This window comes from Paenibacillus sp. FSL R7-0204 (assembly GCF_038002225.1).
Taxonomy (GTDB): Bacteria; Bacillota; Bacilli; order Paenibacillales; family Paenibacillaceae; genus Paenibacillus_AQ.
In genome coordinates this window covers 2,642,796-2,659,337 of sequence record NZ_JBBOCA010000001.1, presented here as the reverse complement: position 1 = coordinate 2,659,337, position 16,542 = coordinate 2,642,796, and the positions used below count along the sequence as shown (strand labels likewise).

Genomic DNA, 16,542 nt, shown 5'->3' with positions numbered 1-16,542 from the left:
AATGGCGGTCTTTTAGATGTGCGTCAGGCAAAAGTCAAATGAACCGTATGGATCTCATAAGGCTTGAAATCAAGCCGGATCGCTGGACCTTCTACTGCTTCTGTGTCCAGCGGGCGTTCCATCAGATCGCGCAGCTGCCAGGAGGAGACAGCATAATGGCTGCTGACATTCACCGCGCAGCGTGTTCCGGTGAACTCATGCAGCCGGACGATACAGCCGCTGCCGTCTTCCGCCAGCTTCACGGCATCGATGGCAATGTTCGGGGCATCGCAGGTGATCAGGGATTTGCCGGCTCCCGCGGAGTAGGCTCCTTCCACGGCCAAAAGCGGCTGGTTCAGCGCCCACGCTTCCTGTACTGTACCCGCAGCCACCCAATCCCCTTCATGCGGAAGCAGGGCATACGTAAAGTTGTGCTCGCCCTGGTCCGCCAGCCGGTCGGGGCTGGTTGCCGATTTGATCAGCGACAGCCGCATCGTATGATCCTTGATGTCATAGCCGTATTTACAGTCGTTCAGCAGGCTGACCCCGTAGCCCCGCTCCGACAGATCGGCCCACTGATGACCCACGCTCTCGAACCGCGCATAATCCCAGCTAGTATTCCAGTGAGTTGGCCGCTTCACATTGCCGAACTGGATATCATAGGTCGCTTCCGTCGCCCGCACGGCCACCGGGAATGCCGCCTTCAGTAGCTGATGCTGCTCATGCCAGTCTACGCAGGTCTCGAAATCAATCCGTGCACTTCCGGCATACACCTTGACCTTCTGGATAATGGTAGAATCCATATAGCTCCAGACGAATTCCAGCACCGCCTGGAGCGGGCCGCATTCGGTCAGCTTGACGGAGCGCAGATCGCTGATGATCCGCATCTTCTCCTGATAGTACAGATCGATATCCCAGGCATCAAACATCTTCGGCTTATCCTCAAACACTTGGAGTACATTGCCGCATTCGCCCGGTGCCAGCACCTCGCGTGCGGCGCTGCGGTCGAAGACCCTGCTAAGCTGTCCAGATCCATTCCACTCCAGAATATAATAAGGAGTGGTTAGTGTGGAATCCTGCCAGTGGAATGGAACGGAGGATTCCGGCTGAGCGGCTTCGGAACCGCCAGACTCAGCGGCAACAATCACTGTACTGCCCATCGCTGGGACCACCGCCGTCTCCACCAGCCAATGCCCGCCGGAGCGCTGTGCAGTCAGCCGGTTACCTTCGGCGTCTGTCCAGACAGCATTCTCTGCATCATGAGGCACAGTTGCCAGCCGGGGAGCAGTGAAGAATGCGCTGTTAAACAGCGTATATTCTGTCTGCACCGGGGCTTCCGCCGGAGGGAGGTCATCTTGCGCCGCAGGCGGGGGACTGACAAGTTCCGCAGGCGAATCCTCGGCAGGGACAGATGCGAGACCATCATGCGCTGAAAGCGAATCTGCAGCAGACGTAAACGCGAGACCGACAAGTCCCTCCACAGCCGCGGTCCGTGCCGCCAGGCCAAGCTGCTCTGCTTCGGCATATTCCACCCGGGAATCCTGATACACTTCATGTATGGAGGATCCGGGAATAATATCGTGGAATTGGTTGCGCAGAATGGTCTGCCAGCCTTCGAGGAGCGAGTCCGCCGGATACTGGCTGAATCCTCCACTCTCCGCCGCCCAGAGCATCTGCAGCCATTCCGCTTCGCGGTACAGCAGCTCCAGCTTGCGGTTCATTTTTTTATTATAGGCCTGGCTGGTATAAGTTCCCCGGTGGTACTCCAGATATAGCTCCCCGTCCCAGGTATGCACATACTCCTCCGTAGCATCTATCGTCTCATGGAGACGCTCGAAGTACTCCGCTGCCCGGCCCGTCTTCACCTGCGGAAGACCCGGCATCGTATCCAGCCGCCGCCGCATCTCCAGCATCTCACGGTTCACACCGCCGCCCCCGTCCCCGTAACCATAGGACAACAGCAGCTCACGGTTCAGGTTCTTGTCCCGGTACTGTTCCCAGATGCCCTGCACAGAGAAAGGCTCGATCAGGCCGTTATAGGTGTAATACCAGGCCCCCGAATCCGGTCCCTCCGGTGTGGTGATGAAGTGGGTCAGCACCTCGCTGCCGTCAATCCCTCTCCATTGGAACGTATCATGCGGCATCCGGTTGTACTGGCTCCAGCTGATCTTGGTGGTCATGAAGGTATCAATGCCTGACTTGCGCAGAATCTGCGGCAGCGCCCAGCTATACCCGAACACATCCGGCAGCCACAGGTATTTGCAGTCCACCCCGAACTCCTCACGGAAAAACTTTGTCCCGTACAGAATCTGCCGCACCAGCGACTCACCGCTCGTCAGATTGCAGTCCGCTTCCAGCCACATTGCCCCTCCGGCTTCCCAGCGGCCTTCCTCTACACGCTCTTTGATCTCACTGTAAATTTCCGGGTAATCCTGCTTGATATAGGCATAGAGCTGAGGCTGGGTCTGCAAAAAAATGTACTCCGGGAACTCCTTCATCAGCCGCAGTACGGTGGAGAAGGAGCGGGCCGCTTTCTCCCGGGTGTGGGTAAGCCGCCACAGCCAGGCCACATCGATGTGTGTATGGCCGATGGCGGTTACCGTTACGGGATGCTCCTGCTCCAGCCGGGACAGGTCTGCGAGCAGGCTTGACTCGGCCTCCTGAACTGAGGCATAGAACGCAGCGCTTCCGGGTCTGGACCAGTCCAGCAGGTTGAAGGCCTTGTTCAAGGCAGTTAGCAACTCATGCTTCTGAATTTGGCTGTCTTGTAGCTGCTTGATCGTACCCAGCGCAGCCCGGCCGGTATAATAGAGATTGTCAGCGGACTCATCCAGATAGGCCAGCTCCGCCCGCTTGATCTTGTGCTCCTGCGGGATCAGCTGCCCGTCACCGTTCAGACCCGACCATAAGCGGAACGTGAGCTCCAGCTCCCGGCCGGCCGCGCCGTCTTCCAGGAATACCTCCTGATGGTTGGAGTCCACGCCCTGATAAGGCTTCCCGTCCAGGTACAGCAGCGATTCGAACCCGCTGTTATTGCCCCCGCCGGTGCGCCCGAAATCGAACAGCCCGACAACACGTTTCCCCTGCCATTCGGCAGGCACGGTTACCTTGCGGTGCAGCCACAGATAAGCATCATAGCCGGTCCAATGCTCCCCGGTCCGCAACTTCCTGTCCCCGTCAAGTACGGGCGGGTAAGCACCGTTAGCCCCCTCCAGATCTTCAGTAACCTGCCACTCCTCTAACTCAATCCGCTCACGGTACCGGTACCCCTCAAGCTCTCTCAACCGCGCGCCAAGCTTCTCTTCTGTCCAGAACATATCCGTTCTCCTCCTTTGTTATAACACGTGTTATTAAGCAGGCAAAAGTGGTGGGCGGGCGGAGATCAGGTGCACTTGTGCTCCTCATTCCTGCGCCTAGCCAACTTTCTAGAAATTCAGGTGCACTTATGCTCCTCATTGGCTCATCTAGCCAACTTTCTAGAAATTCAAGTGCACTAGTGCTCCTCTTTCGCTCATCTAGCCAACTTTCTAGAAATTCAAGTGCACTAGTGCTCCTCATTCGCTCGCCTAGCCAACTTTCTAGAAATTCAGGTGCACTAGTGCTCCTCTTTCGCTCATCTAGCTCACCTCAAGTAGCACATCCAGCCCATTTCCAGCCAACTTAAAGGGATTTATCCCTCTCATTCCAGCTTCCAGCCCATTTTCAGCCAACTCAAAGGGATTTATCCCTCTCATTCCAGCTCCCAGCCCATTTTCAGCCAATTCAAAGGGATTTATCCCTCTCATTCCAGCTCCCAGCCCATTTTCAGCAAAATTAAAGGGATCTATCACTCTCATTCCAGCTTCCAGCTCACTTTCAGCCTTGCCAGAGGGATTTATCCCTCTCCAGCCCCCTTTCCAGCTTCCAGCTCACTTTCAGCCTTGCCAGAGGGATTTATCCCTCTCCAGCCCACTTTCCAGCCCACCCGGCGCACTCCATGCCACCAACCGGAATATCTCCAATACCTCCAACAGCTAACATTTTAGTTTTACTTGCACCATGATTTACGCGCTTTCCCCTGCCCTCAACACAGCCGGGAGCCAGATTTTCTCGGCCTGACCAGCCTTATTCCCGTTCCCTCCGCTCATCTGCGCGAGCAAGCAGCGGACGGCTTCCTCCCCCATACTCACATAGGGGATCTCTACGCAGCTTAAGGAGGGCAGGCTGAGCCGGTCGCCTTGAATCGTGTTGTCTGCTGCCATAATACGCAGGTCTTCGCCGATCCGCAGGCCCAGCTTATGAGCAGCCCGGTACAGGTCAGGGATCGCGCTCGACCAGTTAACCAGGAGCGGCGCAGACGGCTGGCCGCTGCCCGCCGTAAGCCTCTGGAGACAATCTGCCCACTCGCCGCCATGCTCCTCCAAACGAATGATCACCGGCTCCAGCCCGTGCGATGTACACCAGCTTGCATAGGCTTCCCGGCGGTTCCGCTCCGCCCAGTTATCCGTGTCAAGCGCATGATATACCTCGGCGTAGACCGGCCCCGGCTGCTGTGCCGTGCCTTCCCGCATCAAATAATTCATTGCGGTCTCTACACTGCCTGAATAATCAGCCAGTACAGAGTGTACACCCGGCACTTCCGCATATCCTTCCACGGAGACGTAGGGGACTACGGCAGCGCTGACACGGGAAGCCCACTCCCCATCCTTGTAGCTGGTGTGGTCCAGGGTAACTATCCCGTCAATCTTCCGCTGGTGATACAATTCCAGCAGCTCGGCCCTGCCGCCCGCATTCCCCTTGGGGCGCGGGGAACAGAGCAGGATGTGATACCCGCCCAGCTCACACTCCCGCTGCATCCCTTCCAGCAGCCGGATGAACAGCGGATGGCGCGTATCCCCATAAGCGGCAAGCGTCATGCTCCTGCCCGTCTTCATGCTGCGAGCACCGGCATCCACATGATAATTCAGCTCACGGATGGCCTCCAGCACAGCCTCGCGCGTATCGGCTCCAACGCCAATGCCGGGCGTATCATTCAGCACCGCAGAGACTACGCTGCGCGACACGCCCGCCCTTTTAGCTACATCGAAGCTGGTTACTCTTTTTTTGCTCATACTTTTCAGCACCTCAAGGGAAGTATAACACGTGTTATAAAATAATGTATAGCGTCTCTATCCGCATCCGCACAAAAAAGCCCCGCAGCCCCTGATCAACCTCATTCATGGCTACGGGGCACCTTTTTTATCGCTGCAGTTCCTGGTCCTTTTGCTTCAGCAGGTCTGCGTATTCTTCCTTGTACTGCTCCAGCTTCTGCTTGAGCTCGGCATTGCCGGGACTCGTCTTCAGCAGGCTGCTGGTCGTCAGGATGTTAGTGACCACACTATCAATCTTCTCGTCAATAATATCAATTTTGCTCTTGGCCGCAGTCAAAGCAGGATCTGGCGTAGTCACCGGCACTGGACCAACCAGCGAGCTTCTCTCGTCGGACAACGGAGGCGCCGGTTGTCCTTTATCATCCAGGCTAATCGTTTTGCCCTTCACCGTCACTTTGAACCCGGCCAATTCGCCAATCGCCCGTACGGGCGCGTAGCTCTTGCCATCAATGACAATGGCCGGATCGGCCAGCTTCTTCCCATACACATTTACCGTATACTCCGCCTGAATGGCCTTTCCTACCAGTGTTGCAGAAGCGCCCAGCGCCTGCGCACCCACCATCAGTATCGCTCCGGCAATGACGCCGGCAGCAATCTTTTTCATAAGAAATTCACTCCCTGTATAAGACTATGACTATTATTCTATCATTTTATAGCGGCGGGTGCTTCTCTTCGGCTGTAAATTGGCTTACAGTTATTTTTTTCCAATGAGAAAAGAGTTCTGATTGTCCCCTAATTACCTCGGATCAGACCAACTTAGAGATTGACAACACGGCTATTCCTCTCTATCATAATTAAATGATAATGATTATCATATTCATTAACTACATACCTTCTAAAGGAGCACTGCACATGCCAAGCCTCAAAAAATTAGTACTCCCGTTAATTCTGCTTCTCTTCACCTTGATTCTGGCTTCCTGCGGCAAGCCGGACAATACGGCTGCGTCCACTCCCACAACACCCGCCGCTACAAATCAACCAACCTTAGCTCCTGAAGCCAGCCCGGCGGCTGTCACGGAAGCTGCTGCAACACGGAAGTATACGGATTACAAGAAACGGGAGGTTGAAATCCCCGCCGATCCTCAGAAAATTGTGTATGTTGGCAGTAATCCGGGTGACCTGCTGGCGCTCGGGATTAAGCCTGCGGGAGCTTCGTTAAGCGTCATCGGCACTCAGGTGGCTTACCCCGATCTGCTCGAAGGGATCGAGGACATCGGATATCCGTTCTCCTCCGAGAAGATCCTTGCCTTGTCACCGGACCTGATTATCTTTGACGACTGGGATGAGACCGGTATTGAAGCGTTAAGCAAGATCGCGCCAACCGTGGTGGTAGGACTTGACGGCACCTTCCCGACCGAAGAGCGTGTCCGGCAACTCGCTGACCTGTTCGGCCGTACGGAAGCTGCGGACCGCTGGTTCAAGGATTATCAGGCGAAGGTTGCCTCCGTGAAGAAGCAGCTCAACCTGACCGAAGGGGATACAGCCACCTCCCTGCTGGTGCTTGGCTCCGAGCTGTACATTATGGGCGGCAAAGGTCTGAACGAAACGCTGTACGGACAGCTTGGCTTCAAGCCGGCAGAAGGCGTACAGAAGCTGGTCGATGCCGGCGAACGGTTCGTAACCATCTCCGACGAGGTGCTGCCACAGTATATCGGGAAGCATATGTTCCTCCTGACCGACACCAGCAGCAAGACGGCTGCAAGACAGAGTGCGCTGATGGACAGCGGCTTATGGAAGGCGATTCCCGCCGTCAAAGAAGGCCGCGTATATACCTTCGACAGCAAGTATAACTTCGATGACCCGATTACCCTCGACCGGCTGCTGGATGAGATCGCGGGCATTTTCAAAGGTAATCAGTAATTAGAAAAATCGCGTTGACCGACTGTAATCGGTTTTTCGATTACAGTCGGCTCACCTGTCTCGCGACAGCGCATTGTAATCGGTTTTTCGATTACATTTGGATCGCCCACCCTCATGACAGCGCATTGTATCCGGTTTTCCGCACACATTCCGCCCAATCACCATCACACTTCTCTCCAAAAAAGACATAGGTTGCCCGGAATAATCCCGGCAGCCTATGTCTTCGTCTACACTAAACCGTTACTTCCTCTTACACGCCCACCTTCACCGAAACCGCACCCTTCGGAGCGATATGAACGGTCAACAATCCCTCCCCCTCCAGCCGCACAGCCACGGTCTCCGGGGTCTCTCCGTCATTGAACAGGACGACCGCTAGCGAGCCGTCCGCGTTGCGGAAGGCAACCGAACGCAGATGCTCCCGGCTCGCCGCAGACTCCAGGCGCAGCGCCCCGGGGCGGATCACCTTGCTGAAATGTGCCAGTGCATAATAGTCCAGGGTATAGGTCAGCTCCCGGGTCTGCTGGTTGACCGTCACTACCCCGCGGCAGGTGCTCTCCCCGAAGCCGGGCACAGTAGGGCCGTTCTGCTCATCCAAGGCCATATTCCATAGCACGAATGATTTGCTGTGATTCCGCAGAATCTCAATTCCCGTACGCATCACATTGGAGAAGGCCTGCTCGAACGGGGGAATCCATTCCCCGCCGGAGCCTTCGGTGAAATGGACCTCTTGATCCGGGTAGGCCGACAGCACCTCCGACTGGGCAGACGCCGCACCCCCATACCAGTGCCAGGCTACGCCGTCCACGTCTGCTGCGGCTTCCTCCAGCACAGACAGCGGATAATCCGGCCGGTCCCAGTTATGGTCGTAACAGAAGATTTTGGCGGCCAGCCCGTGCTGCCTGAACGCAGGCTTCAGATAGTCCCGGATGAACTCCCGCTGCTCCTCCGGCAGCATCAGCATACTGGGATAATGCTGCGGCTCATAGAGCGGCTCGTTCTGCACAGTGACAGCATAGATAGATAAGCCATGAGCGGCATAGGCCTGAATATAGCGGACAAAATAATCCGCATAGACTCCGTAATGCTCCGGCTTCAGCCGCCCGGCGATCATCGAGCCGCTGGTCTTCATCCAGCCCGGTGCACTCCAAGGCGAAGCCATCAGCTTCAGCTCAGGATTAAGCCTGAGTGCCTCCTGCACCAGAGGAATGATATCCGCTTCATCGTGGGCGATGGAGAATCCGGCCAACTCTGGATCGCTCCCGCCTTCAGGCATATCGTTATAGCTGTAGACCGTTCTGGCATAATCCGAGGCGCCCATGGGATTACGCAGGAAGGACAGGCCGATGCCCGCCTGCGGATCGAACAGCTTCCGCATCACCTCCGTCCGCTGCTCTGCGCCCAGCACCTGATGGATCAGGTAGGCGGCCGAGTCGGTGAAGGAAGCCCCGAAGCCATCCATCTCCTGATAGGTCTTACTCGCATCAATGTCAATGGTGACCGTAACTCTACCAGCAGGAGTCTGCGGCAGCGCCGCAGCGGGCTGTTCCACGAACAGCCGGTCCTCTCCGCTGGACTGGTACATGATCATTTCCCGCATGTGTTATCCCTCCATCTTCTTATATAAAAGGGCCCAAAACGGGCCCTCCCTTGCGCCTTGCCTACTTAATGCCCAGCTTTTCCTTGTTGGCCTTCATCTTCTCGCTGCGGATCTCCACAATCTTGCTCCAGTTGTTCTTGTCGAGGAATGCTTTATGATCGGCCAGCGTACTGTCAAAAGTAGCCTCGTCCTTGGCACGGATCATGCTGACCAGCGTGGTGTTCCAGTTCGTATTAATGGCCGTCTGGCCGCGGGCCTCCGCCGTCCCCTGATCGGGGTTAATATTCTCCAGGATGAAATGCGGCTTCAGCTTGCCCTTGCCCCATTCCTGCATCTGCTTGATCGACTCGGGGAACGCATCCTTGCTCAGCGCCTTGTGGCGGTCATGTCCGAAGAACATGAATTCGCCCATCCGGTAATCCTTCTTGAACTTATCCGCATTATTCAGCTGCAGGTCCTTCACTTCCGGCAGCAGCTCAACTGTACCGTCCGGGTTCGATTTATACGTCACGCCTTCAATTCCGTAGTTCATCAGCTTCTGTCCTTCTTCGCTCAGCAGATACGTGAAGATCTGAATCGCTTTAGCCGGGTCCTTGCAATTCTTGGTGATGTAATTGATCATCCAGCCGGTAATCCCGGATTGATTGAGGGTCGGCTGATGTCCTTGCGTGCTCTGCGGCCCGTCAACAGCCATATACTCCTTACCTGGATTAGCACTCATGAAGATCTGCAGATTGCCGCCCTGCTGAGGCGTACCGTCGAGCAGCATGGCCGCATATTTGCCGGATTTCACCTTTTCCTCAAAACCTGTACCGTCATCGGCGAAGCTGTCATCACTGATCGCCCCGTCTCTGTAAACCGCATTCAGCGTCCGCAGCCAAGTCAGATAATCCTCATCCAGATTGCGGTTGTAGAACTTGCCGTCCTCCGTCTCCAGCGGAACGCCGATGAAATCCTGCAGCGCATCCCCGAGCGAGCCGGTCCCTTCCCCAATTGCGTTGAACCCGAAGGGGATCATGTCCGGGAACTTGGCCTTAATCTCACTCATAGACTTCCTGAAGGCTTCCGGGGTCCCAAAGTCAGGGCTGCCCAGCGCTTCATACACATCCTTGCGGATGACAAAAGCCGTCTTCGCCGGAATATTGCCGCTGTCATAATCCGCCTGTGTATTGGAATAGTTCGGATAACCGTAGGTTTTGCCGTCCTTCAGCTGGAACCAGTTCAGCGTGTCGGCAGCGGCCACCTTATTGAAATACGGATCATACTTCTCCGCCAGCTCATTGAGCGGAAGCGCCCAGGTGGCGGCCTTTTGCACAACCGGGGAATTGGAATCAAAAATCGTCAGCAGATCCGGCATATCGCCGCCCGCGAAGAACGTATTCAGCTTCGTATCGTCCCCGGTAATGAACTTGATGTTGATGTTCAGATCCTCTTTGATTTTCTTGGTGACTACATCCTTGCCGAAATCTGTATTCCACCAGTCCGCGTTCACATACCAGGTTAAGTCCGTAGTCTCGCTCTTCTTATCCAGCTGCCAGGCCGGAGTCTCCGGGTCTACCGTATACCGGTTGTCCAGGGACACCTCTACCGCCTTAGTGGAGCCGCCGCCCGAGCTGCAGCCTGCCGCCACCAGCATAGCCGCCATCAGGAGCAGCGCGGGTTTAAGCGTTTTTGTGCCGAGAACTTTAGTCATCTTGATCATCTTCTTGACCTCCTATAATGTAGTGAACCTCTTCTACTCCTTGACTGCCCCCAGCATCATGCCGGAGATGAAGTACCGCTGAAGAATGGGATACATCGCAACAATCGGCAGTGTGGTAATGACAATGGTTGCCAGCTGAACTCCTTTGGTAGTGGTCTCAATGACGACAGAGCCTCCGATATTCTGCATGGACTGGGTCTGCGACTGCACAATGATCTCATACAGCTTCATCTGCAGCGGGTAGAGCGCCTGATCGGTGATATACAGCTTCGTGGTCATGAAGTCGTTCCATTGTCCCACCCCGTTGAACAGGGCGATGGTTGCCATCGCGGGCATGGACAGCGGAATGAAGATTTTGAGGAAAATATGCCAGTCGCCTGCGCCGTCAATCTTGGCTGACTCCTCCAGTGAATCCGGCACGTTCCGGAAAAAGTTCATCAGAATCACCACATCGTAATAGCTGAATAATGCGGGGATAATATACACCCAGAAGCTGTTCAACAGCCCGAGCGATTTGATCAGCAGATACGTCGGAATCATTCCGCCGGAGAAAAACATCGTGATCACGCCCATCGCTACATACAGCTTGCGGCCGCGGATGTATCTTTTGCTGAGGCCGTAGCCGATCATTGCGCAAAAGAACACGTGGGTGATCACCCCGATGAACGTCTTGGCGACCGAGACAACGAAGGATTGACCAATCGTGCTGTCATTGAAGACCGCCCGGTAATTCTCCAGCGAGAATTCTTTGGACCAGAAGATGAATCCGCCCTCGGCCAGCGCCCTGCCCGAACTAAGGGAGGAGATAATTACGTTCCATAAGGGAACGAGGATAATAACCATGAAGCAGACCAACAGCACCTTATTCACCGCATCAAAGATCCGGCTGTCGAGACCTTCCCGTATGACCTTCCGATTCACGCTAGCGCCCCCTCTACAACACGGATTGATTATCGTTCAATTTACTGGTGACCTTGTTGGCCATAAGCAGCAGGATTACCGACACAATGGAGACACCGAGGCCGACAGCCGTAGCATAAGAGAAATCGCCCTGCGTCATCCCCATGCGGTAGACATAAGAGTTGATGACCTCTGCTTTCTCCCGGTTCTGCGAGTTCATCAGTACAAGCGTCTGATCCAGATTCGAGCCGAGCAGGCCGCTTACCGTCAAAATCAGATTCAGGCTGATGATCGCCTTCATGTTCGGAAGGGTGATATTCCAGATCTGACGCAGCCGGCCGGCTCCATCAATCCGGGCCGCTTCGTAGTAGGTGGGGTCGATCTTAGCCATAATGGCCAGATACAGAATCGTGCCCCATCCGGCTTCCTTCCAAATATCCGACAGCGTGGCAATCCACCAGTACTTCCCTGCATCCAGCAGGATGTTGGACGGCTTCGAGATCAGCCCGAGATTCAGCAGCAGCTCATTGAACAAGCCGGAAGTAGAGAACCAGGTGATCAGCATCCCGCCTAATACGATCCACGACAGGAAATGCGGCAGATAGGAAATCGTCTGGACGAATTTTTTGAAGCGGCCCATGTTCAGCTCATAGATCATAATGGCGAGAATAATTGGAATGATGAACCCGACCCCAAGCTTCAAGAAGCTGATGCCCAGCGTATTGACGACCGCATCCCAGAAATATTCGTCCGATAGAATAATCCTGAAATTATCCAGTCCCACCCAGGGTGCAGTGGATAAGGTATCGATGACCGTGTAATTCTTAAAAGCAATCGTCAGCCCGTAGATTGGTATGTAGCAGAAAATAATCATGAAAATAATGCCTGGCAGCACCATCGACTGAATCTCCCACTGTCTTTTGTAATCGGTTACAAATTCTTTGATCCGCTGACCCATGGGCTTCTTGGCGGACGGCGGGATCGCTGGCGGGATGGAAGCTGATGTTGCAGACGCTGATGTTTTATTCATGATCTTGTCCCCCTCTCCATTGAGATATCCAGATGGTGCTCACATTGGTGCTCAAGTTAATAAAAACGTTTTTATTTTGGCGCAAAAAATCCCCCTCCTGTAAAATCAGTTTCACCCGCCGCCCTCTATCTGCGGTCCTTCCGCTCCAGCTTCACATGACTTGAGCCTCTTACGACCAGTTCACCCTGCAGCTTCTGGGCTGCGCCCTGCTCCTTGTCCTGAATCATGCGGACCAGATGATCAATCGCCAGCATGCCCTGTCTTGCAATCTGATTCCTTACCGTCGTAAGCGGCGGCGAATAATAAGGGGCGATATCAATATCATCGAAGCCCATCACGCTGACATCCTGCGGCACTTCATAACCATAGCTCTTGAGCGCTTGGATACAGCCCATTGCACTGATATCATTGCCGGCCAGGAAGGCATCAGGGACTCGTGCGGGATGCAGACGGAGGTAAGACTTCACGGCATTAAAGGTGCTGTCCTCCTCAAAATACCCCTGAAGGATAAAATCCTCCTCCACCGGAAGCTGGTATTCACGCAGCGCGGCCAGATAGCCTTCCTTCCGCTGCACGCTGTCAAACATCGTATCCACGCCGGAGATATAGGCAATCCGCTTATGCCCCAGGCTGATTAAATACTTCGTAGCCTCATAGCCTGATTCGTAGGAATCAAAGATAATGCTGCCCATCCCTTCATCCTCCAGCACCCGATCCAGAAACACCGCCTTGATCTTGTCTTTCTTCATAGCGGCAATGTCCTGCTCGTCGATCCCCAGCTCCTCATAGATAATGACACCATCTACCCGCCGTCCGAGGATATTGCTCATAATGACATGTTTGTCCTTGGTGACGAATACATTCAGGCCATAGCCCAGGCGGTCGCACTGACGGGACATGGATTCTACCAGCTTGTAGAAGTATGGACCGGATACACTTGTTGTGAAGAACCCCAGCATCTTCGTGGTCCCTGATTTCAGCAGCTTGCCGTTCAGATTCGGAACGTAATTCAGGCGCTGCGCCACCTTCAGAATATGGGCTTTGGTCTCCGGGCTCAGCACATCTACATCATTCAGGGCGTTGGAGACTGTCGAGATGGAGACCCCGGCTTCCCGCGCGACATCTTTGATCGTTATCTTAGCCATATCAATGTTCCTTTTTGATAAAAACGTTTTTATTGACTATAAAGTAACATGAAACCGCTTTAAATACAACACTTTTTCTCATGAGCTTGTCCAGCCACCTTTTCCGCTTATTATTGCCCGCCAGACACAAGGCCTAACCTCTGTCTAGCATACAATAACTTCTATGTCATTAATTTCATCTTATTTTACTATAAGACAGCGGGATTTAGCTATGCCGGAGTACGGGTGAACAGCACAGCTTATGCCGAAGAAAGGCCTTGTGCAGCTTGGCAGGCCTTCCTTTGGCATATCTTATTATTTGGTCAAGCCCAAACGCCGGTAACGCATCACTCTGCGGTACATGGATTTATCCTTCAGCTGATTAAAAATGTAGGGATCGGGATTCATATTCACTTCAATGATCCACGGCTTCAGTGAGTGGTCTAGTCCGACATCTACACCGAATTGCCGGTGGTGCGGATAAGTCTTTTTCAGCTGCTGCGCTATGCGTGTGCCCAGCCGGTTCATTTCCCCCTTAAGCTGCACAAGCTGCTGCGCAGACAGATGGGTGGAGAGCAAATGCTCTACTGCGGTCGGTTTGCCGCCGCTGTGGTAATTGGTCACAATTTTGCGCGGGTGCCCGAGCCGCCCGATAATTCCGGTAGCTTCCCATACGCCCTTGGGACTGAGCTGCACCATCACCCGGATATCGAAGCGGCGCCCGTGATGCTTCAGCAGGTGGATGCCTTTTTGCAGCAGATAGCTCCTCTTGCCGATTCTTGTCGCCAGACTGTGATGAAAAGCCTCAAACGTAGAGAACCGGCGTACGGTCTCCTCATACTGATACACGTATCCCTGCCGGTCCCTCCGCTCCGCGCGGATCACGCCCATGCCATACGTTCCCCGTTCCGGCTTGATATAGATCATTCCATACCCGTGTATCATCTGCTCCAGATTACGCCTGTTAAATCTCCGGGTATCGGGGATGAACCCCTTAATGGTCTCGTTCTTAAGCAGCAGTTGTGTCTTATACCATTTGCTCTGACCTGATTGAACCTTTTTAGCTGTCACTTATGCACTCTCCTGTCCGGGATGGGAGCCACCGCTCCCAATTTACATAAAGTTACATATTCACTGCATCCTATGCCGGTGGAGGTGCCATGGAATATATTATTTGCCCCGTATGAAAAGATTAACTTGGTGCAGGATGATTGCCCTCTCCATCACAGCTACGCAGGCATACCCTAGTGAAGACGCTCAAATGTCAATATATGTATGGAGATGAATCACATGTCCGTTGCTGCCGTAAGTGTAACCTCAAGCGCTCCACCGATCGACATCCTGATTCCTGCTATCGAAAAAGATCTCGCCACCCTCCCTTATGTGATTGATAGTCTTCGCCGTTATGTCCAGCACCCTATCAGCAATATCTATATTGTCTCACCGGAGAATAGTAGAATCAGACAGCTGTGCTCCCGGAAAGCTTGCGTCTTCGTCAATGAAACCACCGTCCTGCCGTTCACCAAAAAAGCGATCCGCTATTCCTCCTCACGCTGGAACCGGTCAGGCTGGCTGTATCAGCAGCTGCTCAAGATGAATGGGGATCAGGTGTGCCGCGAGAAGTATTTCCTGGTCATTGATGCAGATACAGTGCTCATCCGGCCCCATCGCTTCCGTTCCGGCGGGAAAAGTATCTTCTATTGCCGCAACTGGAGCCAGCCGGAGTATTTCCGCACCTACCGCAAGCTGCTCGGTGCCCCTGCGCCTTCACCCAAGTCATTCGTGACTCACTACATGCTGTTTGATTCCGCGAAGCTGTCCAGTCTCAAACGAAAAATTGCAGCCCGCCACGGCATGTCCTGGCACGCAGCTATTCTGCACTCTATCAACAAGAAGCGGCAGTTCGGCTTCTCCGAATTCGAGACTTATGCCAACTACGTGTACAGCGCAAACCGTACCTCTGTGCTGCTCAAGAATGCCAATAATAAAGCGCTGAAGACCCCGGCGGGCTCGCTGACTGAGGCGCAAATCCGGAAGTACGCCGGGTCTTACCGTTCGCTCTCTTTCCATCAGCGCAAGGGATACTCCACTCCGGGCAAGCCTTAAGGAGGCAAGATATTGATGCATACTGTTCTTCTGTGCGGCGGCTCCGGCCAGCGGCTGTGGCCCCTGTCCGGCAGCATCCGCTCCAAGATGTTCCTGCAGCTGCTGCCTGCACCGGGCGGGGGCACAGAATCCATGCTCGGGCGGGTATGCCGTCAGCTCAGTCAGGCCGGACTGGATGAATCCCTGTTGCTCGTGGCCCATCAGGAGCAGGTGGCCCTCACGCAGCGGTATACCGGGAGCCATTATCCGGTACTTGGAGAGCCGTGCAAGCGCGGCACCTTTACTGCTGCAGCGTTAGGCGCGCTGCACTTGCTTGCAGCAGGAAAGGCACAGCCGGAGGACATCATCTGTATCGCTCCGGCTGACATGTACGCGGATGATGATTTCTTTCGCCAGTTCCATCAATTCGAGGCTATTCTGGCCGATTCTGAGGCCGAACTCCTCCTGCTTGGAACGAGGCCTTCTTATCCCTCAGAGCAATACGGTTATATCGTCCCGTCACAGGAGGACGCTTGCGGGTATGCTCCGGTATTATCTTTTGCAGAGAAACCGGATAAGGTTAAAGCCCTGGAGCTGATGCAGGAGAAGGCCTTATGGAATTGCGGGGTATTCGCTGCGCGGCTGAGCTTCCTGCTGGAGCATCTGGAGAGGCTGGACCTGCCTGTAGAATTCGCAGCATTGAACGCACTTTATCCAGAGCTCCCGGTGCGCAGCTTCGACAAGGAAGTGGCAGAACGCAGTACCAAGGCTATTGTCGTAAGGCATGAAGGGGAATGGTCCGACCTGGGAAGCTGGGATACGCTGACGGCCCGGCTGCCATCACAGGTCATTGGAGTAGGCGGGCTATGGGGAGAATGCGGAGACAGTTACCTTATTAACGAGCTGGAGGTGCCGCTGCATGTCATTGGGGTCTCCGGCATAGTTGCCATAGCCGGTCCCGAAGGCATCCTGATCGCAGATAAGAAGGACGCTAACACCATCAAGGATATTCTGATGGAGAATGAGCGGCGGAGGCAGGACGGCCCCTGACAAAATAACCCCACAAAGTGGGGATTTAGCTTCGATGATAACTCAGGTACTTTGCGGGGACCCCAAAACCTATAAATTACTGTTTT

At 54.4% G+C, this 16,542-nt stretch carries 13 protein-coding genes; 3 read left to right on the top strand and 10 right to left on the bottom strand.

Annotated features, from left to right (window positions below):
- Positions 1-23 precede the first annotated feature (23 nt).
- The 4 genes from MKX42_RS11660 to MKX42_RS11645 all read right to left on the bottom strand — a co-directional run bounded on the left by MKX42_RS11660 (position 24) and on the right by MKX42_RS11645 (position 5,712).
- The gene (locus MKX42_RS11660; RefSeq protein ID WP_340752648.1) at positions 24-3,296 is read right to left on the bottom strand and encodes an alpha-mannosidase; all 3,273 of its coding nucleotides are present in this window, start codon (positions 3,294-3,296) and stop codon (positions 24-26) included.
- 300 nt (positions 3,297-3,596) lie between these two features.
- Positions 3,597-3,815: a hypothetical protein gene (locus tag MKX42_RS11655; protein WP_340752647.1), complete on the bottom strand. Its 219-nt coding sequence runs from the start codon at positions 3,813-3,815 to the stop codon at positions 3,597-3,599.
- Between the two features lie 207 nt (positions 3,816-4,022).
- Positions 4,023-5,069 (bottom strand): LacI family DNA-binding transcriptional regulator, encoded by a 1,047-nt coding sequence (locus tag MKX42_RS11650; RefSeq protein ID WP_340752646.1) that lies wholly within the window; start codon positions 5,067-5,069, stop codon positions 4,023-4,025.
- A gap of 127 nt (positions 5,070-5,196) precedes the next feature.
- Complete coding sequence (locus tag MKX42_RS11645) at positions 5,197-5,712, bottom strand: hypothetical protein (RefSeq protein WP_340752645.1); 516 nt, start codon at positions 5,710-5,712, stop codon at positions 5,197-5,199.
- Positions 5,713-5,960: 248 nt separating this feature from the next.
- On the opposite strand from MKX42_RS11645, the gene MKX42_RS11640 reads away from it, so the two are divergent.
- The gene (locus MKX42_RS11640) at positions 5,961-6,968 is read left to right on the top strand and encodes an ABC transporter substrate-binding protein (RefSeq protein WP_340752644.1); all 1,008 of its coding nucleotides are present in this window, start codon (positions 5,961-5,963) and stop codon (positions 6,966-6,968) included.
- A 250-nt stretch (positions 6,969-7,218) separates the two neighbouring features.
- Here the strand turns inward: MKX42_RS11640 and MKX42_RS11635 are convergent, their stop codons facing one another.
- The 6 genes from MKX42_RS11635 to MKX42_RS11610 form a co-directional block, all read right to left on the bottom strand.
- A complete protein-coding gene (locus tag MKX42_RS11635) occupies positions 7,219-8,565 on the bottom strand; it encodes a glycoside hydrolase family 30 protein (RefSeq protein WP_340752643.1) in 1,347 nt (448 codons plus the stop codon).
- Between the two features lie 61 nt (positions 8,566-8,626).
- A complete protein-coding gene (locus tag MKX42_RS11630) occupies positions 8,627-10,267 on the bottom strand; it encodes a sugar ABC transporter substrate-binding protein (protein WP_340752642.1) in 1,641 nt (546 codons plus the stop codon).
- A 33-nt stretch (positions 10,268-10,300) separates the two neighbouring features.
- Entirely contained in the window at positions 10,301-11,188 is an 888-nt protein-coding gene (locus MKX42_RS11625; protein WP_340752641.1) for a carbohydrate ABC transporter permease, read from the bottom strand.
- Positions 11,189-11,201: 13 nt separating this feature from the next.
- Positions 11,202-12,197 (bottom strand): ABC transporter permease, encoded by a 996-nt coding sequence (locus MKX42_RS11620; protein WP_340752640.1) that lies wholly within the window; start codon positions 12,195-12,197, stop codon positions 11,202-11,204.
- Between the two features lie 125 nt (positions 12,198-12,322).
- A complete protein-coding gene (locus tag MKX42_RS11615) occupies positions 12,323-13,342 on the bottom strand; it encodes a LacI family DNA-binding transcriptional regulator (RefSeq protein ID WP_340752639.1) in 1,020 nt (339 codons plus the stop codon).
- 294 nt (positions 13,343-13,636) lie between these two features.
- Positions 13,637-14,392 carry a YheC/YheD family protein gene (locus MKX42_RS11610; RefSeq protein ID WP_340752638.1) on the bottom strand — a complete coding sequence of 252 codons (756 nt, stop codon included), beginning with the start codon at positions 14,390-14,392 and terminating at the stop codon, positions 13,637-13,639.
- A gap of 219 nt (positions 14,393-14,611) precedes the next feature.
- Here MKX42_RS11610 and MKX42_RS11605 point away from each other — a divergent pair, with 219 nt between their 5' ends.
- Positions 14,612-15,427, top strand: coding sequence for a DUF6492 family protein (locus MKX42_RS11605; RefSeq protein ID WP_340752637.1), 816 nt, complete (start codon positions 14,612-14,614; stop codon positions 15,425-15,427).
- A 15-nt stretch (positions 15,428-15,442) separates the two neighbouring features.
- Positions 15,443-16,456 (top strand): sugar phosphate nucleotidyltransferase, encoded by a 1,014-nt coding sequence (locus MKX42_RS11600; RefSeq protein ID WP_340752636.1) that lies wholly within the window; start codon positions 15,443-15,445, stop codon positions 16,454-16,456.
- The last annotated feature ends 86 nt before the right edge of the window (positions 16,457-16,542 follow it).